The organism is Zymomonas mobilis subsp. mobilis ATCC 10988 (assembly GCF_000175255.2).
Classification (GTDB): domain Bacteria; phylum Pseudomonadota; class Alphaproteobacteria; order Sphingomonadales; family Sphingomonadaceae; genus Zymomonas; species Zymomonas mobilis.
The window spans coordinates 311350-335046 of sequence record NC_017262.1 but is presented as its reverse complement, the minus strand read 5'-3'; the positions used below and the strand labels follow the sequence as shown (position 1 = coordinate 335046).

Here is a 23697-nt window from a genome sequence, read left to right as displayed (position 1 = left end):
TCCGCTTGGAATCCGCTATAGTCAGAAGATGTTTTAATGTAGAAAAAGCATTATTTCATGACAAAGGCATTTAACGCATAGCGATGCTATGCTGATGGTCGCCCGTGTCATTATAAAGGCTGGCCATGGGTTGATCGTCGGCGATCACGGTCATGCTGGGCGTAAAACCGTTAAATTCGGTTCGCATTGCATTTCCATAAGCGCCAAGCATCCCGATTTCGATATAGTCACCGACCTTGACATCCGCAGGTAGCGGGAAGGGACCCGCCATATAATCCATGTCATCGCAGGTAGGACCATAAAAACTGAAATTGATATCGCGTGCCTGATTGGATTCCGCCCGCAAGAGTTTTACCGGAAAACGCCAATCCAGATGGGCTGCGTCAAACAAAGCGCCATAAGCCCCATCATTGATATAAAGATCTGTGCCGCGCCGTCTTTCAACCCGAACGATCAGGCTGGAATATTCAGCGGAAAGGGCGCGTCCCGGTTCAGCCCATAATTCAGCCGAGTAAGAAATAGGCAGGGATTCAAAGGCTTCGTGGATGCTATGAAAATAATTTTCCAGATTTTGGGGTTCCAAATCAGGATAAATCGACGGGAAACCGCCGCCGACATCAATAACATCAACGGTAACACCCGCTTGAACAATGGCATCACGCGCCAGTGCCATCGCCTGAATATAGGCTTGGGGTGACATCGCCTGACTGCCAACATGGAAGCAAATGCCAAGAGAATCCGAAGCCTGACGTGCTGCCATCAGTAAGGATGCTGACTGGGCAGGGTCAATGCCGAATTTGGAAGCAAGGCTTAATTTGGAATGATCCGAAGAAACGCGAAGTCGAACGCAGAGCGTCAAATCCTTGGCATAATCAGTTGCCCGCAGGATTTTATCCAACTCATCCTGATTATCGAGAGAAAATGCCCGAACGCCATGTTCAAAATAGGCTTCGCGGATGACTTCTTCGGCTTTTACCGGATTCATAAAGCACAGGGTTGCTTCTGGTAACAAATGACGCACCAGACGCACTTCATTAGCTGAAGCCACGTCATATTGCGTGATACCTGCATCCCATAAACTACGAATAAGCGCCGGTGACGGATTGGCCTTTACCGCATACATCGTCTTTCCCGCAAATTTTTCAATAAAAAAGCGGGCTGCCCGATGGGCTGCATGAGGGCGGATAAGGGTAACCGGTTCAACCGGACGAAGAGAAGTAGCTAACCCCAGCGCGCTATGATGATTGTGCAATTCAAGGGACCTCCAGAGGGTAGGGTGGCAAGACTAAGAGTAAAAGCTGCCTTGCGGTTGGAAGTCCCATGGGGCAGCGGACGTCGCTTTTAAAAAGCGAATGTCAGGATGTAAAGAAGATTATTGGCTTGTCTATAGGTAATTATAATTTTTTTAAGAAAAATAAAGTTGCGCCGAAATCGAGGCGAAATCTTTTTAGATATCAGTCATCTAATTGACATAAGCCAAGTATAAAATTGAGGCAGGATAGAGGCCACAGGGAAGCCATATAGAAGCTGTGATTTAGCCCTATATGGCTACCCTTTTGCCTTGATAATTTTTATTGTCCGAGATCGGCTTTCAATCTCATATCCAGATAATCATCGACTGATTTCATCAATTCCGGCATTTCATTCTGAAAGAAATGATTAGCACCCGGGATAATAGCCTGATCAATCGTAATATGTTTTTGCGTACGCAATTTATCGACTAGTTTTTGAACGGCTGAACCGGTGACGACTTCGTCACTTTCACCCTGTATAATAATGCCTGAAGACGGGCAGGGGGCGAGGAATGAAAAGTCATACATATTGGCTGGCGGCGCAATAGAAATAAAACCCTTGATTTCGGGGCGACGCATCAAAAGCTGCATCCCGATCCATGCACCAAACCCAAATCCGGCAACCCAAGTGGTAACCGCTTCGGGGTGAATCGACTGCACCCAGTCTAAGGCAGAAGCGGCATCGGAAAGTTCACCGATCCCGTTATCAAAAGTCCCTTGCGAGCGGCCAACACTTCTGAAATTAAAGCGCAAGGTCGCAAAACCACGACGAGCAAAGGTCTGGTAAAGTGCCATGGTGATATGATTATTCATCGTACCACCGCCTTGAGGATGCGGATGAAGAATGAGCGCTACGGGCGCCCGTGGTCTTGATCCGGGTTGAAATCGACCTTCAAGACGCCCTTCGGGGCCGGGAAAAATGACTGCAGGCATGGTTATCCATTTGGTTATCGGGCAAAAAACGCCCTAAAGACAGGTTATCATTCTGAACTTATATAAGGTTAGCTTTCTTTCGAAGCAATATTTCAAGCTTTTTTAGCGACAGGCTCTGTAAGGATTTCACGCGTGAATAGCCGAATTTATCTTGATTACGCTGCAACGACCCCGATAACGACCTCTGCCCGACAGGCAATGGACGAGGCTTTTGACATATGGGCGAACCCGTCTTCGCCCCATAAAGATGGCAGGCATATGCGCGCTTTGATAGAAGAAGCACGCATCAGGATAAAAGAAGCGTTAAATTGGCCGCATCATCTGATTTTTACCAGTGGTGCCAGCGAATCTATCGCGATGGTTTTACAGAGAAACACCCTAGAACAATGCAGTATTTCGGCAGTTGAGCATGATGCCTTTTTAAGAGCGGGTATTATTCCCAATATTCTGCCCGTCGATAAAAACGGCTATATTATTCCTGAAAAGCTACCGGAAAATCAGCTTGTTGGAGTGCAGACGGTTAATAACGAAACGGGCGTTATTCAACCTGCGGATATTTTGAGACAGACGCTTTCTGAAAAAAATAGTCTATGGTTTGCCGATGCGGCGCAGTCTGCCGGAAAAATGCCCTTGCCTGATGCTGATTTTATCAGTCTTTCTGCCCATAAATTGGGGGGAGCGCCAGGTGTCGGGGCTTTGTTGATTCGTGATTGGGCCAAATTGAAGCCTTTTGGGGGGCAAGAGCAGGGCTATCGTGCCGGAACAGAAAATGCCCCCGCAATCTTAGGATTCGCGGCAGCGGTCTGCGAAAAGAAAGACTGGTTTGAAAAAGCAGCCACTTTGCGAGAAAAACTCGATCAGGCTATTATCGCTTCTGGTGGCGAAGTAGTCGCCTATCAATCGGAGCGGATACCCACTATTGCATCTTACCGGATGCCGGATATGGTAGCGAAAACCCAGCTTATTCTGTTCGATATGGCCGGTATCTCAATATCAGCCGGTAGCGCTTGCTCTTCAGGCAGCCTGAAATCCAGTCCAGTTTTAAAAGCGATGGGTTGGGGAGATAAGGAAGCACAGGAAGTGATCCGAGTCAGTTTTGGCCGAGAAACAACTGAATCCGATATTGACCAATTTATAAAAATATGGCGCCAGATTGCCGAGCAACGCAAAAAAGCCTGACCGCTTGAGCCTTGTTTACCGGAATATTGAAGCCTTCGAGGAAGTTTATACATGACTGCGAATCAGACTAAGAAATCAGTGCCTTCTTTTACGAGCGATATTCGTCAAGGAGTCAGTAATGAAGGATGTCTGGTTCTTTATTCCGGTGGTCAGGATTCCGCGACCTGTCTCGCTTGGGCTTTGGAGCATTTTGATCGGGTAGAAACTATCGGCTTTGATTATGGACAGCGGCATAAAATCGAACTGGAATGTCGTGAGAATCTGAAACAAAAGCTGATTCAGAATTTTCCTGATTGGGCAGCCCATCTCGGTGAAGACCATATGCTTGATCTGGCTGTGCTTCATCAGGTGAGCGACTGCGCTTTGACGCGAGAAACCGAGATTGCCTTTGGTGAAGACGGAATCCCGAATAGTTTTGTTCCCGGTCGGAATCTGCTCTTCTTTACTTTTGCAGCGACGATCGCTTATCGGCGTGGCCTGCGCCATATTGTTGGCGGCATGTGCGAGACGGATTATTCCGGTTATCCTGACTGTCGTGATGATACGATTAAGGCTTTACAGGTAGCGATCAATCTCGGTCTCGAAAGGCGGTTGGTGCTGCATACGCCGTTGATGTGGCTTGATAAGGCTTCGACTTGGCAGATGGCCGAAGAAGTCGGTGGTAAAGAGCTGGTCGAAATTATTCGGCAGGAAAGCCACAGTTGCTATTTAGGTGAGCGAGAAATTCTTCACGATTGGGGCTATGGTTGCGGTCATTGTCCAGCTTGTGAATTGCGCGCTGCCGGATGGGAAAGCTATCAGAAAAGCCGTTCTTGATAACCCGTTTTTCTGTAAGGCTCTTGTTAAAATAGCAAGGATGGTGCCATCCTGTTATGCGTTCCTACAGAGTTTTTTGAAAAAGTTGTTATTCAAAGACAAGCGTTTTTTTTCATAAGATCGAATGCGCCTATTTTGGCGCATTCTTTTTTGTCAATACCATCTCTTTGCTTGACGAAAAATACTCGGTTGATTTAGAGCTTTATACAACATTTAGTAATCACCAAATCAGAATCACACAGCATATATGGTTACAATCTTTCTGTAGCCATAGGCGATATTTAGCCTTTTTTAGGAAAAAACGACCGTTTTTGCTGTGATTTTATCGGATAAATTGAGGGTATATTGATGGCTCGTGCAGCACCGACTTTCCCAGCTTTTGTTATCAAACGGAATGGCAATAAAGTTCTGTTTGATAACGACAAGATCAGAATTGCGATTGAAAAAGCGGGCGCTGCTAGTGGTGAGTTCGATCATGCCGAAGCCGCTCGCTTAGCGAAACAGGCGCAGAAAGTGATCCTGCATCGCTTTGCTGATCACGCACCAGAAATCGAACAGATTCAGGATATTGTTGAGCAGGTTTTAGTCTCTTCCGACTATTTTGCCACAGCGCGTGCTTATATTGTCTATCGTGAACAAAGATCAAAATCTCGCAAAGATCAGGAAACTATCGTCAAGGTTGAATCCTCGATCAATGAATATTTGGAACAGGCCGATTGGCGCGTGAATGCCAATGCCAACCAAGGTTATTCTTTGGGCGGTCTTATTCTGAATGTGTCCGGTAAAGTGGTTGCCAATTACTGGTTGTCCCATATTTATCCGCCGGAAGTCGGTGAAGCCCATCGTGCCGGTGATCTTCATATTCATGATTTAGATATGCTGTCCGGTTATTGTGCCGGTTGGTCTTTAAGAACGCTTTTAACCGAAGGTTTAAATGGTGTTCCGGGTAAAGTAGAAGCCCGCCCGCCGAAACATATGTCGAGCGCCATTGGCCAGATTGTCAATTTTCTTGGCACTTTGCAGAATGAATGGGCAGGGGCGCAGGCTTTCAGTTCCTTTGACACCTATATGGCCGCTTTCATCAGAAAAGATGGCTTAAGTTATAAGCAGGTTCGTCAGTATATTCAGGAATTGATCTATAATCTGAATGTGCCATCCCGTTGGGGCACCCAGACGCCCTTTACCAATCTGACTTTTGACTGGACTTGCCCAGACGATTTGAAAGACCAGATTCCAGTGATCGGCGGCGAAGATATGCCCTTTACCTATGGCGATCTTCAGCCTGAAATGGACATGATTAACCGTGCTTATATGGAAGTCATGACCGAGGGCGATGCCAAAGGTCGCGTCTTTACCTTCCCGATTCCGACCTATAATATTACGCCGGAATTTCCTTGGGAAAGCGAAAACGCTACCCGTCTTTTTGAAATGACGGCTAAATATGGGCTGCCTTATTTCCAGAACTTCCTGAATTCCGATTTGAAGCCGCATATGGTGCGTTCCATGTGTTGTCGCCTTCAGCTTGATCTGACCGAACTGTTAAAACGCGGTAATGGTCTTTTTGGAAGTGCTGAACAGACGGGTTCTTTGGGGGTTGTAACGATCAACTGCGCCCGCCTTGGTCGGATGTATCGCGGGAATGAAAAAGGTCTGTTCGATCGTCTTGATACGATGCTGAATATTGGCCGCACCAGTCTCGAAATTAAACGGAAAGTTATCCAGAAGCATATTGATAACGGTCTGTTCCCCTATACCAAGCGTTATCTTGGCACTTTGCGGAATCATTTCTCGACCTTGGGCATTAACGGCGTCAATGAGATGATCCGTAATTTTACCGAGGATAAAGAGGATATTACGAGCGAATGGGGTGCAACCTTTGCGGTTCGCTTCCTCGACCATATCCGCGCTAAAATCGTTTCTTTCCAAGAAGAAACTGGCCATCTTTATAATCTGGAAGCCACGCCTGCCGAAGGGGCGACCTATCGTTTCGCGCGCGAAGATAAAAAGCGTTTCCCCGACATGTTGCAGGCCGGTAGCGAAACGAACCCCTATTATACCAATTCCAGTCAGCTTCCGGTTGATTTCACGGATGATCCTTTTGAAGCCTTGCAGCGTCAGGAAATTTTGCAGAGCAAATATACCGGCGGCACGGTGCTTCACCTTTATATGGGTTCACGGATGTCGGATGCCGAGGCTTGTAAAAAGCTGGTGCGCCGCGCGCTGGAGAATTTCAGACTGCCTTATATCACGATCACGCCGACTTTCTCGATTTGCCCGAAACATGGCTATCTGGAAGGCGAGCATAAATTCTGCCCCAAATGCGATGCAGAACTGATCGCGGCCAAGTGCAACAATAAGGCGGCTTAAGAATTTTAGATATTCAAAATTTTAAGGAGAAAAATCATGACCGAGATGAAAAAAGACACCCAAGATTTTGCCAAAATAGAATTGAAAGACGAAGAACGTCAGCCTTGCGAAATTTGGACGCGGGTTATGGGGTATCATCGTCCGGTTTCCTCTTTCAATATCGGCAAGCAGGGTGAATTCGGCCAGCGTCGTTATTTCGAAGAGGGTCGTTGTGGCTGCAACTGATCTTAGGATCGGTGGATTGGCTCCCATGTCCAGTTGCGACTGGCCAGGGGAGCTGGTCGCTACTGTCTTTTGTCAGGGCTGTAGCTGGGACTGTCCTTATTGTCATAACCAGTCGTTACGGCCTGCAATAGACAATTCAGGGAATCGTATTCCTTGGGAAGACGTGCTGGACTTTCTGGAACAGCGACGCGGTCTTTTGGATGGCGTAGTTTTTTCAGGGGGTGAGCCAACTTTACAAGCAGCTCTTCCTGAAGCGATGCAAATTGTCCGCGATATGGGGCTTAAGATAGGGCTTCATACGGCGGGAATGAAGCCGGAGCGTTTCCGGCCTTTATTGCCTTTGGTTACTTGGGTAGGCTTTGATATCAAAGCGCCTTTTTCTCAATATGATGCGATTACCCGTATTCCGAATACCGCCGAAAAGGTAAAAACCAGCCTCAGCTATCTTTTGGAAAGCGGCGTCGAATATCAGATACGCACCACCGTTTATCCTGCAATCTTGGATGACGCAGCCTTGGCCGAGATGAAAACAGACCTAGCGGCTTTCGGCATAAGTGAGTATACTTTGCAGACTTATCGGGAAGTCTAATTTCCTGTTCCTCTTATTTTGTGCTGAATAGCCAATAACCCTGACGTCTTTTCTGTTTTCCGGTTCAAAGGGAGAAAATTTTGTCCGCAGCTATTCAGCTTGCCCATCTTTCCAAAAATTTCGGCACTCGCCCTGTCTTAAAAGAGATCAATCTGACGGTTCCTAAAGGCAGCCTCTTTGCTTTTTTGGGCAATAACGGTCAGGGAAAATCTACTACAATCCGCATTATTACCGGTCTTTATCGGATTACATCCGGCAAGGTAACGGTTTTGGGTCAGGATATGCAGAAAAACCCGATACCGGCTTTGGCACGGATGGGGTGTTTAGTGGATTCCCCAAGCCTATATAACCATATGACAGCCCGCGAATTTTTAAAAATAGGCTGTGTGGTTAAAGATATTCCCTATCAAGATATTGATCGGGTTTTGGCGATTGTTAATCTCCATACGGAACCCCGTTTAAAAATCGCCCTTTATTCCTTGGGGATGCGGCAAAGATTGGCTTTGGCACATGCGTTGTTAGGCAATCCCGAATTGCTGGTTCTGGATGAGCCTACCAATGGGCTTGATCCTGAAGGCATTAAAGAAATCAGAGAATTGCTGATTAGCCTGCCTGAAAAAACAGGTTGCACCGTTTTCTTTTCCAGCCATCAATTGGAAGAAGTCGAAAAAACAGCCAGCCATTTGGCCTTGCTCGATCAAGGAACCATTCTGTTTCAAGGGGAATTGGAAGAGATCAGAGCCGCAGGCCGATCAGCTTTGAGATTGAATGTGACGGATGTTGAAAAGGCTTTCGCCTTTTTGTCGCAGTCATCCTATCAAGTCAGCCATTACGGCGATCATCGCTTACTTGTCGATAATATGACCCGAGAAGAAGCCAGCGCGCTTTATCGTCAGCTTGTAGCGGCGGATATCGACTTTTATCAGGCTATTTTAGAAAAACCCTCTTTGGAAGAATGGTTTTCGCAGCAAATGGCTACTTCCAGAAATAAGGCGTAACGTATTTTATGACTGTGCCAAAAACGCAAGGATCATTCTTGTTGATGATCCGGCTTATCACAGCCGAATGGTTCAAAATCGAACATCCCCGTCGCTTGTTGTTATTGATGCTATCGCCTGCTTTGGTGACGGCCTTTATCGGATGGTTTGCCGGTCATCATGACGGTATTTTTCTGGATATAGCCGCGTGGCAGGAAGTTTGGCAGACAATCCTTTTCTTTTGGAGTTGTTTTGCTTTCTCCTTTTTTATTGCGGTTTTAGCGGCCCGTCTTAACGGGATAGAGCATAGCAATAATAGTTGGCGGATGATGCTGACCTTGCCGTTACGGCCTTATCATCTGTTTTTTGCAAAACTGTCTCTTGAATGGGGATTACTGTTTTTCGCCAATATCATGATGATTTTGGTCTATAGTTTGGCGTTTCTGGTTAGCTCTCATAGTTCTATGACAGGCTATGGCTTTGACATGGCTCTGGTGAAGTCTTTCTTCCTATTGCCTTTTGTGATGCTTCCCGTGCTTTTGATTCAGCATGCCTTGAGCTGGTTTCTGACCAATACCCGATTTCCGGTTATTTTCGGGAATATCTGTAGTCTTGCCAGTCTTCCCGTGAGCAGTTATTTCCAAGATAAAGGCTGGCTTTTATATCCTTGGGATTATGGTCTTCGTTTTGTGCATGATACCTTAGACCTTAAGATGGGAGAAAAAATATTCCCCGTTTCTCAAGGTAGTTTTCTTGCTTTTGCGTTTATTCTTTTTCTGGTCGCCTCGGCTGCGGTGACGGTTGTTTTGAAACAGCGTGATATCCATTAGATATTCAATTTTATGGTCGCATGGATAGCCAGAATCTGGCCAGTAGAAAAAAGCCGCTTTTTCGGATAATAACGGGGAAAAGCGGCTTAATTTTTACATCCGCCATTTTGTTTTTGATGCCCTTAACGGCTTTTGCCTTGTTTGTGAGTTTGCATATTTATGACTTCTGTAGTTGCCGATAGCCTGACAGAAACCAAGACTGATTCCCAGAAGCCTATTGCTATCCGAAAGGATGGTCGCATTGACCTTTTAGGCTTGTCCCGTGAAGACATACGCGCGGCGTTAAAATCCAAGGGATTGGACGAAAAACAGGCAAAATTACGCACCAAACAGCTATGGCATTGGATGTATAATCGTGGTGCGGTTGCTTTTGATGGTATGACCGATATTGCCAAGACCATGCGCCCTTGGCTGGCCGAACATTTTGCCATTTCGCGTCCCGAAGTCGTTACTATGCAGATATCGACCGATGGCACCCGTAAATGGCTGTTAAAGACTGATGACGGCTATGATTATGAAATGGTCTTTATTCCTGATGCTGACCGCGGCACTTTGTGCATTTCCAGTCAGATCGGTTGCACCCTGAATTGTCGTTTTTGCAATACTGGCACGATGCGTTTGGTGCGAAATCTGACTGTTGGTGAAATTGTGGGTCAGATCATGCTTGCCCGTGACAGCCTTGATGAATGGCCGTCTAAGCCGGAAGGTCGGCTGTTAACCAATGTCGTGATGATGGGCATGGGCGAGCCGCTTTATAACTTTGATAATGTTCGCGATGCCTTGAAATTGGTTATGGATGGTGACGGTATCGCTTTGTCACGCCGCCGGATCACCCTTTCTACTTCGGGCGTGGTGCCGATGATGGCACGGGCAGGGGAGGAAATTGGTGTTAACCTTGCCGTATCCCTTCATGCGGTTACCAAAGCCGTTCGCGATGAAATCGTTCCGATTAACAAAAAATACGGAATCGACGAATTACTGGCTGCTTGTGCCGCCTATCCCGGGGTCAATAATGCCCGCCGGATCACTTTTGAATATGTGATGTTAAAAGATAAGAATGACAGCGAAGAAGATGCGCATGAGCTTGTTCGGTTATTACAATATTACCGTTTACCCGCAAAAGTGAATCTGATTCCTTTTAATCCTTGGCCAAATTCACCTTATGAATGTTCAACACCGGAGCGGATTGCCCGTTTTTCCGAGATTGTCTTTAACGCTGGTATTTCAGCCCCCGTCCGCCGGACAAGAGGTCAGGATATCATGGCCGCTTGTGGTCAGTTAAAATCAGCGGCAGAAAGACAATCCAAGCGGGATTCAATGATAACATTGTCATAGCGGCTTGGGGTATTTCTGCCTTTTTCTATCAAGTTAAAGCATGTAAACTCTGACCATGTGGCTACTTGATAGATTCTTGAAAAAGCTGGTTCGACAAGGACAATTGATCATTGTTGAATCAAATGGCCATCGTCATTCTTACGGTGTGTCAGAAGGCGAAGCCCCCGTGACGGTGCGCTTCCATGATCCGGAAGCCCCTGATTTCGTGGCGATCCATCCTTATATGGGATCGGGTGAGGCCTATATGGATGGCCGAATGTCCGTTGATGATGAAGACATCATGGGGCTTATCCGCCTTATCCTTAAGAATACTGTCAGGGATAATGCCAATATGCTGGAAGGCGGCATTATCCCCCGCACCATCCAGCATCTGACCAATCGTTTCCAGCGGTTGAATTGGGAAAAACGATCCAAACAAAATGTCGCCCATCATTATGATCTGGATGGCCGTTTATATGATCTTTTTCTTGACAAGGATCGACAATATAGCTGCGGTTATTTTACCGATATTCATAACAGTCTGGATCAGGCGCAGCTTGATAAAAAGATTCACATCGCATCCAAGCTGGATCTGAAATCGGGGCAGAGAATATTGGATATCGGTTGTGGATGGGGCGGTATGGCGCTCTTCCTTGGTCAAATCGCCGATGTCGAAGTTTTGGGCGTGACCTTATCCGAAGAACAATTAAAAATTGCCCGTAAACGCGCCAAAGAAGCGGGTCTTGATGATCGGGTAAAATTTCAGCTCATTGATTATCGCGAAGTCAAAGGCCGTTTTGATCGTATTGTTTCGGTCGGCATGTTTGAGCATGTGGGCCCGCCTTACTACAAAAATTTCTTCAATCATTGTCGCGATCTTCTGACCGATGATGGTGTATTGTTGTTGCATACGATTGGACGGCTGGGATTGCCCGGCACCACCGATCCATGGACAAATAAATATATTTTCCCCGGTGGATATTGTCCGGCTTTATCGGAAATTGTGTCTGCCAGCGAGCAGAGCGGCCTTATCCTTTCCGATGTCGAGAATTTAAGGCTGCATTACATGTATACCCTGAATCAGTGGTATAAAAATGTTTTGGCTGCCCGTGCTGAGATTATCAAACTCTATGATGTCCGTTTTTATCGGATGTGGACTTTCTATCTCGCAGGTGCTTCTGCGGCCTTCCAATACGGCCAGATGTGTAATTACCAGCTTCAATATATTCGCAAGCGAGATAGTCTGCCTCTTACACGGGATTATATGTTTGAGAGTGAGGCCTTGTTAAGAGAACAGGCAAAAAACCTCTCTAGCCCCGAATAAAGCGCTTTAAAGAGAGCTTTTTGAGCTAGACCAAAGGCATGAGCAAAGAAGCCCATCATTTTGAGATAATAAAAAGCCTCCTGTCCGAAAACAGGAGGCTTTTTTCAAGGGAGGGTAGGGTTATTTGGAAGAAGGTTTAGGAAATGGATGGGTCTGTTTCCATTTCTCAAAGGCGGCTTTCCGTTCTTCCGGAGTAATGATGCCATCATGATTGGTATCAACGGCATCATAAGCGGCGAGAATCTGGCTGCTGGCTTCATCATAGGTCACCTGACCATCATGATTGGTGTCAGCGCGTTCGAACCAGTGAGAGATGGGCCCTCTGTCCATATGATCGCACATACCATGATGGCCGTGATGATGACCACCTTTACCGTCTTCTGGAGGAGGAGGTGGCGGCGTATTACCATCACCAGTCGGCGGGGGCGGCGGCGGGGTTTTGGTCTTACCGCTGTTCTTCGCATCCTTGAATTTGGCCATCATAGCCTGACATTGGTTTTTTTCATTAGCCAAGGCCGTCTGAAATTCCGATTTCGTCACCACGCCATTATGGTCAAGATCAAATTTATCGAAATTTTGTTTTACCTGCGCCTGCGTTTCTGCGCGAGTGATCGGCAGGATATAGGGCGGAACCTGTTCAGCGGCCTGTTGGGCGGAAGCCTGCATGAGGGGGGTTGCCGCTAAAAACAGACCTGACGCCAAGGACAGACTACGCAAAAGAAAATTTTTCTTTTTCATTATTTTGACCTTACTCCAAGAGAGAAGTGGAAAACTGTTTTACAGTGATATGATCCCAATATTTTCTCTAAGATGATGGGTATCAGGCAGTTTATGAATATTGTCTGATTATCCTATAATAAGACGCCTTGTCTTTTTTATAAGACGGGTCACAAAATTTTTAAGCAGGATGGCGCTTGAAACGCCATGATAAGCATGGCAAGCGGCGGCTATACGGTAAAAATATTGCCGCATTGATAATTCTATTCCGGAGAGTTTCATGACCGAAAAAGTAAAACGCGTCGTGCTCGCCTATTCAGGTGGACTTGATACCAGCGTTATTTTAAAATGGTTACAAGAACATTATGGCTGTGAAGTCGTCACTTTTACGGCTGACCTCGGTCAAGGCGAAGAGCTTGAACCCGCCCGTAAAAAAGCCGAAATGATGGGCATTAAGCCTGAACATATTTTTATGGACGATCTCCGCGAAGAATTTGTTCGCGATTTTGTTTTCCCAATGATGCGTGCCAATGCCCTTTATGAAGGTCAGTATTTGCTCGGCACCTCGATCGCGAGACCGTTAATCGCCAAACGCCAGATTGAAATCGCGCGTCAGGTCGGTGCCGATGCCGTGGCGCATGGTGCAACCGGAAAAGGAAATGACCAGATTCGTTTTGAACTCGGTTATTATGCCTTGGCACCGGATATTAAGGTTATCGCTCCTTGGCGCGAATGGGATCTGAATAGCCGTAGCAAATTGATTGCTTATGCTGAATCCCGTCAGATCGCGGTTCCGAAAGATAAACGCGGCGAATCGCCTTTCTCGGTCGATTCCAATTTGCTCCACACCTCTTCAGAAGGTAAAATTCTCGAAGATCCGTGGCAGGAAGTGCCGGATTATGTCTATTCCCGCACGGTTAACCCCGAAGAGGCTCCAAATACGCCGGAAATCATCACCATTGATTTCGAACGCGGTGATGCCATCGCCATTAACGGCGAAGCCTTGTCACCGGCAGAATTGCTGACCAAGCTCAACGAACTGGGTCGCAAGCATGGTATCGGTCGTCTTGATCTGGTCGAAAACCGTTATATCGGCATGAAATCACGCGGCATGTATGAAACCCCGGGCGGCACGATTCTGATTCAGGCTCATCGCGGTATCGAACAGCTGACCTTGGATGGTGGCGCCATGCATCTGAAAGATGAATTGATGCCGCGCTATGCCGAGCTGATCTATAACGGTTTCTGGTATTCTCCAGAACGTGAAATGTTGCAGGCCGCTATTGACCATAGTCAGGCCAGAGTCAGCGGCACGGTTCGTCTGAAGCTCTATAAGGGCAGTGTGAATGTTATCGGCCGTAAATCGCCGAATTCGCTCTATTCCGAAAAGGTCGTGACCTTTGAAGATGATGCCGGTGCTTATAACCAGCAGGATGCAGCTGGCTTTATCAAGCTCAATGCTTTGCGTTTGCGTTTACTCGGTGAACGTAACGCTAAAGGCCTTTAATTTTCCAAAGAACCCGCTTGCTTATCGGTAAGCGGGTTTTTTTGATAAAAATCAGACGAAAAATAGGATGATATCGTCTATTCTGACTGATATTTTTAGGAAAATAGTTTTTAAGGGGAGAAGAAAGATGGTGCTGCCGGTGAGGATTGAACTCACGACCTCAGCCTTACCAAGGATGCGCTCTACCACTGAGCTACGGCAGCACAACCACTTTTTTGTGGTGAGGCGCTCATATGAAGGAAGTATTTCCATTAGTCAAGGACGATATGAACTTTTCTTTAAAAAATAGAGATTCTTCGAAAAAATGCATCAAAATCAATCAGATAACAAAAAAAAGCTATTAGCCGAGGCGCTGCGTCAAAATCTGCGTTTGCGAAAAAGGCAAAATCAGCAAAAAAAAGCGCTTAGCGAAGAAGAAACCCCGCAAGCCTAACGCGCTTATAAAAAATCCTATCGCATTAACGGCAACCCGCTCATGCGATAGGATTCTTATCCATCAAATTTTAATTAGAGCCTACTGGCAGGCGAGACATTCATCGTAATTTCGCATTTCGACTTCAATCTGTCTCATCTGAGGAGTGTTATCGGCCTCGACACCGCCTGCAAAGCCTGCGCGTTGTAAGGATTTCGAGCGGAGATAATAAAGCGACTTGATGCCCAATTCCCATGCGCGGAAATGCAGCATGAGCAAGTCCCATTTTTCAACATCTGCCGGAATAAACAGATTCAGGGATTGTGCCTGATCGATATAAGGCGTCCGATCCGCCGCCATTTCCAATAACCAACGCTGGTCAATTTCAAAGCTGGTTTTGAAAGTGTCTTTTTCTTCGGCTGTCAAACAATCAAGATGTTGGACAGAGCCGTTCTTTTCGAGAATGGAATTCCAGACGGTATCGGAATCCTTGGATTTGTCTTGCAAGAGTTTTTGCAAATAGGGATTTTTGACGACGAAACTGCCAGACAGCGTCTTATGCGTATAGATATTGGCTGGAATAGGCTCGATACAGGCCGAAGCACCGCCAGCGATGATGCTGATAGAGGCGGTAGGCGCAATCGCCATTTTGCAAGAGAAACGCTCCATAACGCCCATGTCAGCGGCATCAGGGCAAGCCCCCCGTTCTTTCGCGAGCATCATTGAGGCTTCATTCGCCTTTGTGTTGATATGGCGGAAAATTTTGAGATTCCAACTTTTGGCTAAAGCCCCCTCAAAGGGTATTTTGCGTGCCTGTAAAAAGCTGTGGAAGCCCATAACGCCCAAGCCAACCGATCTTTCCCGCATGGCGGCATATCGGGCGTGAGACATTTCATCCGGCGCATTGTCGATATAGCTCTGCAAAACGTTATCAAGGAAACGCATAACATCCTCAATAAAGCGTTTGTTGTCATGCCATTGATCCCATGTCACTAGATTAAGCGAAGACAAGCAGCAAACAGCGGTTCTCTGATTGCCGAGATGGTCTTGTCCGGTAGGGAGGGTGATTTCAGAACAGAGATTGGAGCTAGAGACCTTTAAGCCCAAGGCCTGATGATGGCGGGGCATATTGTTGTTCACGTGATCTATGAACACAATATAAGGTTCACCGGTCTGAAGACGGGTTTCAACCAGCTTTTGGAATAGGCTACGGGCATCGACTTCGCCACGTTTGGTGCCATCACGAGGCGAAACCAGATCAAAAGATCGGCCATCACGTACGGCTTCCATAAAGGCATCTGTTACTAAAACGCCGTGATGGAGATTCAAGGCCTTACGGTTAAAGTCACCTGATGGTTTTCTTATTTCAAGAAATTCTTCAATTTCAGGATGTGAAATATCAATATAGCAGGCGGCTGAACCACGCCTCAAAGAGCCTTGGCTGATCGCGAGCGTTAATGAATCCATCACACGAACAAAAGGAATAATGCCGCTGGTTTTACCATTTAGGCCAACAGGTTCGCCAATGCCGCGCACATTGCCCCAATAAGTACCGATACCGCCGCCACGGGAGGCCAACCAGACATTTTCATTCCAGATATCGACAATGCCCTGCAAACTATCTGGCACGGCATTGAGATAGCAAGAAATCGGCAGACCACGCTTGGTACCGCCATTTGATAAAACTGGCGTTGCGGGCATGAACCACAAACGAGAAATATAATCATAGAGACGTTGGGCATGCGCTTCGTCATCAGCATAGGCATCAGCTACCCGCGCGAATAAATCCTGATAGCTTTCTCCGGGTAAAAGATAACGATCATCTAACGTCGCTTTACCAAAGGCCGTCAGCAAAGCGTCCCGACTTGGGTCAGTGATGATAGTAAAGCGTCTTTGATTGGCTTTTTTCGTCTCGTCTTTTTTGCTTTCCGAAGAAAGTGTCATAGCTTTATTTCCTAATGCCCGAAAATTCTAACCGTTAAAATGAAAAGCGATTTTCCGAAGGGTCTTATCCTCTAATCGAAGGGATGATTCCTTTCGAAAAATGCGAAAGAGCCATTCTATTTGCCGCATCCATATACATTTTGGAGGCGTAGTAAAATCATTATCTGGTATATGATATTTTCATCAGCCCACTAGATACAGTATTATTTTAGCATAAGGGGTGAAAATTCTGCTTGGAGGCGGGTTCGAATCCGTTCAAACGGTTGATTTGTCGGGGTTATAGATTTTTTAAATCATAAAATGAAATTTTTTAATGATAAAAATCCTTGGATGATCGTCGTTTTTTGAAAAAAAAATTTACAAAAACGCTCAATTTTCGATCCATTTTAGAGGGCTTTTGCATCAAAGTTTTATAGAATAAAGCTATTATAAAAATAAAATTTTTATTTTAATAAAATATTTTCATTCAGCATTTTGGAATAAATTTACTTAAAAGGTATTTTTAATGATATTTTTGTTCTTAAAAAGCTAATTTATTTTAATTAAAAAATACAAATTAGTAATTTAAATGTTAACTTTATTCGTTTTAAAATGAATTAAACTTATAAAGTTATTTTATATCACTATAAATAAATTATTTTGAGAAATTTAACAACAATACTATTGCTAATAAATATTATCATGTTACAAAAATGAAGCGAGCATAATTGAAAATTTCACGATTTTACCAATGGGGGGGTACAATCTATGAAAAATCGTTATGGGCTTTCTTCAAGATGACCCGTGCCTTTATTCCGTCTCGGCTTGTTAGCCAGCATTTCTTCTTTTGTTGCACCAGCTTTGGCGGCTCAGGCGGACAATGAACAGGTTCAAAGCCCTGTTTTGTCGGATAATATACCATCCGTCATCAATCTATCGGATGCACCCAAGGCGTCATCTACAGATAAAAAAACAGATAAAACCAAGGATAAAGACCATAATTCGACAAGTGATACCAATACCATCACGGTTACGGGAACGCGTTTGTCGAAATCTCGCCTTTCCAATGTGATGGCGGGTTCAACCTTGGGCGAAGAACAGATTAAAACGCGCGGCTATAGCGATATAGGATTGGCTTTGTTGCGTGAAAATCCGGCTTTTTCAGTCCCCAATAATAGCCCTATCGGGTCACAAAGTAGCTATGGCGCAGGACAATCTTTCGTTTCTCTTTTCAATTTGGGTGACCAGCGCACCCTGACATTGATTAATGGTATGAGAATGGTTGGCGGGGCGACTGCCTCGATTTTTGGTGCCGGTTCCGGTTCGCAGGTAGATGTTGGCACCATTCCGACTTCTTTGATTAAAAAGATTGATACCAAATACGGTGGTGCGGGCGCGAGCTATGGTGCCGATGCGGTTGCCGGTGTGGTCAATTATCAATTGGATGATCACTTCAAGGGCATCGATTTTAATGCGCAAGGCGGCTTTACCCAAAGATTAAAAGCGCCTCAGGAAAAAATCTATTTTAAAGGGGGCACTGAATTCAATGAAGGGCGGGGCGGTATCGTCTTTGACGTTGAATATCGTCATAGTGGCGGTGTCCTTGCCAAAGACAGAAATAATGTATTTGGTTCGGAAAAGACCTCTTATTCCCATCGGCCTGTAGGCAGCACGTCACCTTATTCTTATGTCTTTACCAAGGGACGGCGTTATATCCAAAGTTCGGTGACAGGTATGCCGCTTACGGCCGGCACTATGGGATCTTATCCGACCTATCTCAATCAGATTGATCTGGGTGTACCGTCAGGGAATGGCAATCAAGCCGCGATGTTCAGTCAGGATGGTAAATCCCTCGTCCCATTGACGGCTGATACCTTAATTCGTGATAATTATTATGGATTAGGGGGTAATGGTATCGCGCTTAGTGATTACAGCCAGATATATACTCCATCTAAGACCCTCAATCTGACAACCCTTGGCCATTATGATTTGAGCGACCATATCCATGCCACATGGCAAGGATGGTATCAGCGCGGTGAAGCCAAAAGTCAGGTAGGGCAAGGCACGTGGCAGGATACGGGCTTCCAAGGCCCCATGACCATGGATAGCTATTTAAACGGAGATTCCTATACGGGTTATACCGATGTCAATGGCCCGTTAACTTTAAGCACGAATAATCCCTTCCTGACAGCGGCAGAACGCACAACTATTGTCAATGCCTTGAAGGCCGCCGGTCAGCCCACTGATACTTTTTATATGGAAAGGCTTAATCAGGATCTGGATGCGGGTATGTTCAGAACCAAAGACCAAATGTATCGGTTACAAGGTGGTCTTGATGGTGATTTTAATGCTTTTGGACGGCATTTTAACTGGAAAATAGCGGGGGAATATAGCCAATATTTCAATAATACTTGGCAGCCTTCGATCAACACCCAAAATTTCATCAATGCTTTGAATGCAACAACCGATGCCGCCGGCAATATTGTTTGTGCCGCCGGATATGTGAATTCAACAGCAGCCACCAGAAGTTCGACCTGTTCGCCGTTGAATCCATTTGGATTTAACCAGATGTCGCAAGCTGCGAAAGACTATGTCATTTCTGATGTGCATAGCAAAAACCGCAATTCCCAGCGCGATATTCAGGCTGAAATCAACAGCACTATTGCCAAACTTCCAGCAGGCGATATCCGCTGGGATATTGGTTACGAACATCGCCGTGAAAGTTATAATTTCAATCCGGGAAGTTTTGCCGAAGGTGAACTGTTATCGGATGGAACAAGGCGGCGCTATGGTAATTCCGCACCGATTACAGCCGTTAGCGGGGCTTATCATACCCATGAAGCCTTTGGGGAATTGGATATCCCGCTGATTTCACCCAATATGCATATGGCGGGTGCCTATAATCTTTCGGTGACTGCCAATGGTCGGTATATCAATAACAGTATGACCGGAAGCTATTGGACTTATATGTTCGGCGGCACATGGTGGCCAACGCGCGATTTCGGATTTAGTGGCAACTATGCCCAATCAGTGCGGAATCCTTCGGTGACCGAATTATTCGCGACAAAATCTACTGTTTATGGTTCGGCAAATGATCCTTGCTCATATGAATTTTTGGATTCAGGCCCTAATCCGGCTACGAGACGGGCGAATTGTGCAGCAGCAGGTATCCCGACCAACTTCCAGTCTCAGATCGTTAACCAGACGATGCCGGGGACGAGTGGCGGTAACACGCATTTGAAAAATGAGACATCGCACAGCTTTACAGCAGCGGTTGATTTTACGCCCCATTTTGTTCCGGGATTGACCATCAACGGCGCCTATATTGATGTCAAAATCAATAACGAGATTACCTCTCTTGGCCTCGGTGATTTGATGAGTGCCTGCTATGACTCTTCATCTTATCCTAACAGTAGTTATTGCGGTGCCTTTACCCGTGATCCTTCCACGCATCAGGTCACTGATTTTGCCGAAGGATATTACAATGTTGCCAGTCAACATATGCAGGCTGTTCAAGGCAAAATTAATTATGTTCTTCCCCTGCGTCGTTTAGGGTTGCCTGATTCAGCCGGAACGGTGGAGTTAACGGGTAATTACATTCATTATGTCAAAAATGAGCAGAAAATCTTAACAAGCACTTATGACATGTTCGGCACCACAACGCAGCCGCAGGATAATTTCACGATCAATATGAATTATACCCGTGATAGATTATCCTTCCAGTGGCAGACCATCTGGTATGGTAAGGCGCGTTATGCGGTTCAGGTTTCGGATAAAACATATGAAAATAATAGACGGCCTGATTTTGCCTATTTCAATATGACGGTAGGATACAGAATTACGGACCATATTGATGCTAGCCTGATAGTTAACAACATCACGGATGCGCTTCCGAAATATCCGGGATCTATCAGTGTGACACGCTATTATGAAAGCCTGATGGGACGTTCCTTTAAAATGTCCGTTGGAGTCCATTTCTAAAAACAAAAAAATCCCCTTGTCTTTTGGAAGAGAAGGGGATTTTTTGTGCCTGATGTCCGATCAGAAAAGGCATTTTTAAAAGATTAAAGCGTCTAAAAATATTAAATGGTTGAAAATTGCGATTAAATGCGTATAGAGCATGGCGCTAGTGGCCCCGTAGCTCAACCGGATAGAGCACCTGCCTTCTAAGCAGGATGTTGCGTGTTCGAGTCACGCCGGGGTCACCATCTTTTTATTTTCTATTTAGAAACAGACAATCCCAGAAAATTTGACCCCAAAAGTAATAACAATTTGGCGTCAATGACGAGACCTTGCTGTCGTTTCTGTTCCAGAAAATCCGGTAATTCTGATAATTTCACCCGATGGACGGTGATCTCTTCATCATCGACGCCACCACCTTCTGAAATGCGGGTAAGATTTTGGGCACGCACCAGAAAAAAGCTTTCTGATGTCATGCCAGGGGAAGAGGCGAATTGACCCAAATTTTCGATGATATCAGCTTTATATCCGGTTTCTTCGATTAATTCACGGGCGGCAGCGGTTTCGACCGATTCATGTGAATCGGTATCCCCAATCAAACCTGCAGGCAATTCAATCGTATGCGCCCCAAAAGGGATACGAGGTTGTTCGACAAGAATAACATATTCCCCATCGAGAGCGAGGATAACAGCCGCTCCCATGTTATGGGGACGGCTGGCATATTCCCATGTTCCGCGCCGTTTTAGAATAATGAATTTGCCGGAATAAAGTATTTCAGTTTCAGGCTGGGATGTGGATTTTGAGTTATGTGGCATCATTTCCGCCTATTCAAAAAGTCATAATCTGGCTGTAACGGACTATTGATAGGTTAAAGCAATAGCCCATCAAAAAAACGGTGATTTTTAGTAATCATCAGAGGCACCACCGCCGCCAAAAGAACCACCATCGCCCCCCCCGAAAGAATCGTCACTGCCGCCGGAATCGTCGTTACCACCGCCCCAGAAACCACCGCCAGAGGAAGATCCGCCCCCACCGCCGCCGCGTCGGTTAAACAGCATAGAGAGGATCGAGAAAATGGAGAGAACAGCCAAAAAGAATTTTAGAACGGCATAAATGGCTGAAAAAATTGTTTTAATAACTGACCACAAAGTCGCAAAGAATATCTGGAGCCGCGTTCTAGGAGGCAAAACCCCATGATTACTCGACAAAGTTTGTGGTTTCTTTTGTGAGCGATATTGGCCTTCACTGACCATAGCAATAATCACCAAACCGCCGCCACAGAACAAAATAATCCAGAAAAGAGGATGAATAGGCGGTAGCGGTTTTACATCAGAGGGTAGGGGAGCAGTGGCTCTTTTACTTTGGTAAGTTTGCTCTGCAGCTAGAGATTTACTTCTCAACTCGTCATTGGGGTCTGTCAGAAGGTCACCGAAAATTTGCACGGCCGTTTTGATGCCTTTTCGGGGATCTTTTTTCATAATGGGCGTTACCTTCTGATGAAGAAGGGTAAAGGCCAAGGCATCAGGAATCTGCCCCTCTAATCCATAGCCGACTTCGACGCTGACTTTCCGGCCATGATCTTGGTTATGATTAGTATAAACTAAAAAGATCAGACCATCATTGATTTTGGCATGACCGATTTTCCAATAGCGTCCTAAGCGATAGCCATAGTCACGGATGTCATATCCTTGAAGATCACTTAAGGTCACTACGACCATTTGATGTCCGCTTTTGGCTTCGATCATAGCCAAGTCTGAATTGAGCTGTGTTTTGTCAGCTGGAGTCAGAATTTGAGCATCATCGACCACATATTGGTCACCAAGTTCCGGAAAATTTTGGGCAAAAGCCGAAGCATTTTTGGCAAAAACCAAAAAAACAAATAACAGCAACAGCCCGAAAAGCCGGTAACCGGAGGATAAATTTTTTCTGGGGGAATGCATAGCTACCGGCTTCATCATCTTATTAATTCTGGCTGTTAGACGGGGTTGTTGGGGCAGGCGTGTCAAAATTGACGGTAGGCGCTGCTTGGGCATTGGTAGCTGTCGCTTCGTAAGGCGTCATTGGTTTCGCGCCATAGAATATTTTGGCACCAATGGCATTCGGGAAAGTCCTGACCAAGGTATTATACTGCTGGACAGCTTCGTTATAGTCGCGTCTGGCAATCGTAATCCGGTTTTCCGTGCCTTCTAATTGCGCCTGAAGTGCCAGAAAATTCTGATCGGCCTGCAACTGGGGATATTGTTCCCGAACAGACATCAACCGCCCCAAAGCCATGCTTAAATGACCTTGAGCCTCGGCAAATTGCTTCATAGAATCTGGGTTATCAACTTTTACATTGATCGCCGTTGCTTTCGCACGGGCTTCGGTCACGGCGGTCAGCACATCTTTTTCATGGCTGGCATAGCCTTTTACGGTCGCCACCAAATTGGGAATAAGATCAGCGCGGCGCTGATATTCATTCTGGACATCTGCCCAGCGGGCTTTGGCGTTTTCTTCGGCGGCGGGTATCTGGTTAATACCGCAGCTTGAAAGAGAAACGATGGCGACCGGAGCAAGCAAAAAAGGAGAAGCTCGGCGTAACAAAGACATAAAAAATCTCCGGTTAGTGATGGATGCAATATATTTTGTTATTGAACAAATGAAATCCAGACCATGTTTCATATTTACTATATCAGAAAAAAATATTTAATATCATGGCCTTTTTTATATTCAAAAATCACGGTTTTGGACTATTTAGCGGCTTTTGAGACCCGTATTTTATTTTGGGAATCCGCTCTTTTAAAGATAGGATAAATCTCCAGAATCGCAAAAGGAAGATTATGTCAATACTCACTGATTTTAAGAATTTTATCAGCAAAGGCAATGTGCTCGGTTTAGGTATCGCGGTCATTATGGGCGATGCTTTCAACAAAATCATCAGTTCTGTAACGGGCGATTTGTTGATGCCGATCATCGGTGCTGTCTTTGGCGGTGTTGATTTCTCTGGATTTTTTATCCGTTTGGGCGCTGTCCCCGCCGGTTATACCGGATCATTAACCAGCTATAATGATCTGAAAAAAGCCGGGGTGCCGCTTTTCGGCTATGGACAATTTTTGACGGTTGTTGTCAATTTCGTCATTGTTGCTTTCATTTTGTTCATGATTATGAAACTTGCCGCTAAATTACAAAAAGAGCTGGATAAAACCGAAGCTAAAAAAGAAGAAAAAATTGCCGAAGCCGCACCTACGCCGGAAGATATTGTCTTGCTGCGTGAAATTCGCGACGAATTACGCGGTAAAAAATAAATCTATCGACAATTTTCGGCAATTTAAAGAAAGAAGGCATCCCGAAAA

General features: G+C 45.7%; 17 protein-coding genes, 2 tRNA genes and 1 pseudogene. 12 read left to right on the top strand and 8 right to left on the bottom strand.

All coding sequences use genetic code 11. The features are described from left to right. Positions 1-70: 70 nt before the first annotated feature. Both ZMOB_RS01520 and ZMOB_RS01515 read right to left on the bottom strand, forming a co-directional pair. Positions 71-1252, bottom strand: coding sequence for a type III PLP-dependent enzyme (locus ZMOB_RS01520; RefSeq protein WP_014500429.1), 1182 nt, complete (start codon positions 1250-1252; stop codon positions 71-73). Positions 1253-1571: 319 nt separating this feature from the next. Then, positions 1572-2225 (bottom strand): alpha/beta hydrolase, encoded by a 654-nt coding sequence (locus ZMOB_RS01515; RefSeq protein ID WP_011240869.1) that lies wholly within the window; start codon positions 2223-2225, stop codon positions 1572-1574. 132 nt (positions 2226-2357) lie between these two features. On the opposite strand from ZMOB_RS01515, the gene ZMOB_RS01510 reads away from it, so the two are divergent. The 8 genes and pseudogenes from ZMOB_RS01510 (at position 2358) to ZMOB_RS01470 (ending at position 11846) form a co-directional block, all read left to right on the top strand. Beyond that, complete coding sequence (locus ZMOB_RS01510) at positions 2358-3404, top strand: cysteine desulfurase family protein (RefSeq protein ID WP_014500428.1); 1047 nt, start codon at positions 2358-2360, stop codon at positions 3402-3404. Between the two features lie 51 nt (positions 3405-3455). Beyond that, positions 3456-4220 (top strand): 7-cyano-7-deazaguanine synthase QueC, encoded by a 765-nt coding sequence (gene queC / locus ZMOB_RS01505; RefSeq protein WP_012817010.1) that lies wholly within the window; start codon positions 3456-3458, stop codon positions 4218-4220. Between the two features lie 348 nt (positions 4221-4568). Beyond that, positions 4569-6812, top strand: a pseudogene (locus ZMOB_RS01500) (ribonucleoside triphosphate reductase). Further along, the gene (locus tag ZMOB_RS01490) at positions 6799-7401 is read left to right on the top strand and encodes an anaerobic ribonucleoside-triphosphate reductase activating protein (protein WP_014500427.1); all 603 of its coding nucleotides are present in this window, start codon (positions 6799-6801) and stop codon (positions 7399-7401) included. Before ZMOB_RS01500 ends, ZMOB_RS01490 begins: the two are co-directional and overlap by 14 nt. An 80-nt stretch (positions 7402-7481) precedes the next feature. Next, positions 7482-8399, top strand: a complete 918-nt coding sequence (locus ZMOB_RS01485) for an ABC transporter ATP-binding protein (RefSeq protein ID WP_014500426.1) — start codon at positions 7482-7484, stop codon at positions 8397-8399. Between the two features lie 8 nt (positions 8400-8407). Further along, entirely contained in the window at positions 8408-9208 is an 801-nt protein-coding gene (locus ZMOB_RS01480) for an ABC transporter permease (RefSeq protein WP_252507293.1), read from the top strand. A gap of 159 nt (positions 9209-9367) precedes the next feature. Continuing rightward, entirely contained in the window at positions 9368-10543 is a 1176-nt protein-coding gene (gene rlmN / locus ZMOB_RS01475; RefSeq protein WP_014500424.1) for a dual-specificity RNA methyltransferase RlmN, read from the top strand. A gap of 55 nt (positions 10544-10598) precedes the next feature. Continuing rightward, a complete protein-coding gene (locus tag ZMOB_RS01470; RefSeq protein ID WP_012817006.1) occupies positions 10599-11846 on the top strand; it encodes an SAM-dependent methyltransferase in 1248 nt (415 codons plus the stop codon). 120 nt (positions 11847-11966) lie between these two features. Here the strand turns inward: ZMOB_RS01470 and ZMOB_RS01465 are convergent, their stop codons facing one another. After that, positions 11967-12584 carry an EF-hand domain-containing protein gene (locus ZMOB_RS01465; RefSeq protein WP_012817005.1) on the bottom strand — a complete coding sequence of 206 codons (618 nt, stop codon included), beginning with the start codon at positions 12582-12584 and terminating at the stop codon, positions 11967-11969. A gap of 259 nt (positions 12585-12843) precedes the next feature. Here ZMOB_RS01465 and ZMOB_RS01460 point away from each other — a divergent pair, with 259 nt between their 5' ends. Next, positions 12844-14070: an argininosuccinate synthase gene (locus ZMOB_RS01460; RefSeq protein ID WP_012817004.1), complete on the top strand. Its 1227-nt coding sequence runs from the start codon at positions 12844-12846 to the stop codon at positions 14068-14070. 128 nt (positions 14071-14198) lie between these two features. On the opposite strand, the gene ZMOB_RS01455 is transcribed toward ZMOB_RS01460, so the two are convergent. Next, positions 14199-14273: transfer RNA gene (locus tag ZMOB_RS01455), tRNA-Thr, on the bottom strand. A 311-nt stretch (positions 14274-14584) separates the two neighbouring features. Next, a complete protein-coding gene (locus ZMOB_RS01450; RefSeq protein WP_014500423.1) occupies positions 14585-16426 on the bottom strand; it encodes a ribonucleoside-diphosphate reductase subunit alpha in 1842 nt (613 codons plus the stop codon). A 783-nt stretch (positions 16427-17209) separates the two neighbouring features. Between ZMOB_RS01450 and ZMOB_RS01445 the strand changes: the two genes are divergently transcribed. Next, entirely contained in the window at positions 17210-20386 is a 3177-nt protein-coding gene (locus tag ZMOB_RS01445; protein WP_014500422.1) for a TonB-dependent receptor domain-containing protein, read from the top strand. 150 nt (positions 20387-20536) lie between these two features. Further along, positions 20537-20613 (top strand) — tRNA-Arg (locus ZMOB_RS01440). A 12-nt stretch (positions 20614-20625) separates the two neighbouring features. Here ZMOB_RS01440 and ZMOB_RS01435 read toward each other — a convergent pair. From ZMOB_RS01435 to ZMOB_RS01425, 3 genes are all read right to left on the bottom strand, one after another. Continuing rightward, entirely contained in the window at positions 20626-21180 is a 555-nt protein-coding gene (locus tag ZMOB_RS01435; RefSeq protein ID WP_014500421.1) for an NUDIX hydrolase, read from the bottom strand. Between the two features lie 87 nt (positions 21181-21267). Further along, on the bottom strand, positions 21268-22323 hold the full coding sequence (locus ZMOB_RS01430) for a TPM domain-containing protein (RefSeq protein WP_282553785.1): 1056 nt from the start codon (positions 22321-22323) through the stop codon (positions 21268-21270). Positions 22324-22327: 4 nt separating this feature from the next. Next, positions 22328-22954: a LemA family protein gene (locus ZMOB_RS01425; protein WP_014500419.1), complete on the bottom strand. Its 627-nt coding sequence runs from the start codon at positions 22952-22954 to the stop codon at positions 22328-22330. A 230-nt stretch (positions 22955-23184) separates the two neighbouring features. Between ZMOB_RS01425 and mscL the strand changes: the two genes are divergently transcribed. Continuing rightward, entirely contained in the window at positions 23185-23649 is a 465-nt protein-coding gene (mscL, locus tag ZMOB_RS01420; protein ID WP_011240886.1) for a large conductance mechanosensitive channel protein MscL, read from the top strand. Positions 23650-23697: the final 48 nt, after the last annotated feature.

Bases quoted from the DNA above. Each gene is read 5' to 3' on its own strand.
- ZMOB_RS01515 (WP_011240869.1), bottom strand. From the start codon at position 2,225: ATGCCTGCAGTCATTTTTCCCGGCCCCGAAGGGCGTCTTGAAGGTCGA.
- ZMOB_RS01425 (WP_014500419.1), bottom strand. From the start codon at position 22,954: ATGTCTTTGTTACGCCGAGCTTCTCCTTTTTTGCTTGCTCCGGTCGCC.
- ZMOB_RS01460 (WP_012817004.1), top strand. From the start codon at position 12,844: ATGACCGAAAAAGTAAAACGCGTCGTGCTCGCCTATTCAGGTGGACTT.
- ZMOB_RS01470 (WP_012817006.1), top strand. From the start codon at position 10,599: ATGTGGCTACTTGATAGATTCTTGAAAAAGCTGGTTCGACAAGGACAA.
- ZMOB_RS01480 (WP_252507293.1), top strand. From the start codon at position 8,408: ATGACTGTGCCAAAAACGCAAGGATCATTCTTGTTGATGATCCGGCTT.
- ZMOB_RS01435 (WP_014500421.1), bottom strand. From the start codon at position 21,180: ATGCCACATAACTCAAAATCCACATCCCAGCCTGAAACTGAAATACTT.
- ZMOB_RS01430 (WP_282553785.1), bottom strand. From the start codon at position 22,323: ATGATGAAGCCGGTAGCTATGCATTCCCCCAGAAAAAATTTATCCTCC.
- rlmN (WP_014500424.1), top strand. From the start codon at position 9,368: ATGACTTCTGTAGTTGCCGATAGCCTGACAGAAACCAAGACTGATTCC.
- ZMOB_RS01465 (WP_012817005.1), bottom strand. From the start codon at position 12,584: ATGAAAAAGAAAAATTTTCTTTTGCGTAGTCTGTCCTTGGCGTCAGGT.
- queC (WP_012817010.1), top strand. From the start codon at position 3,456: ATGACTGCGAATCAGACTAAGAAATCAGTGCCTTCTTTTACGAGCGAT.
- mscL (WP_011240886.1), top strand. From the start codon at position 23,185: ATGTCAATACTCACTGATTTTAAGAATTTTATCAGCAAAGGCAATGTG.
- ZMOB_RS01450 (WP_014500423.1), bottom strand. From the start codon at position 16,426: ATGACACTTTCTTCGGAAAGCAAAAAAGACGAGACGAAAAAAGCCAAT.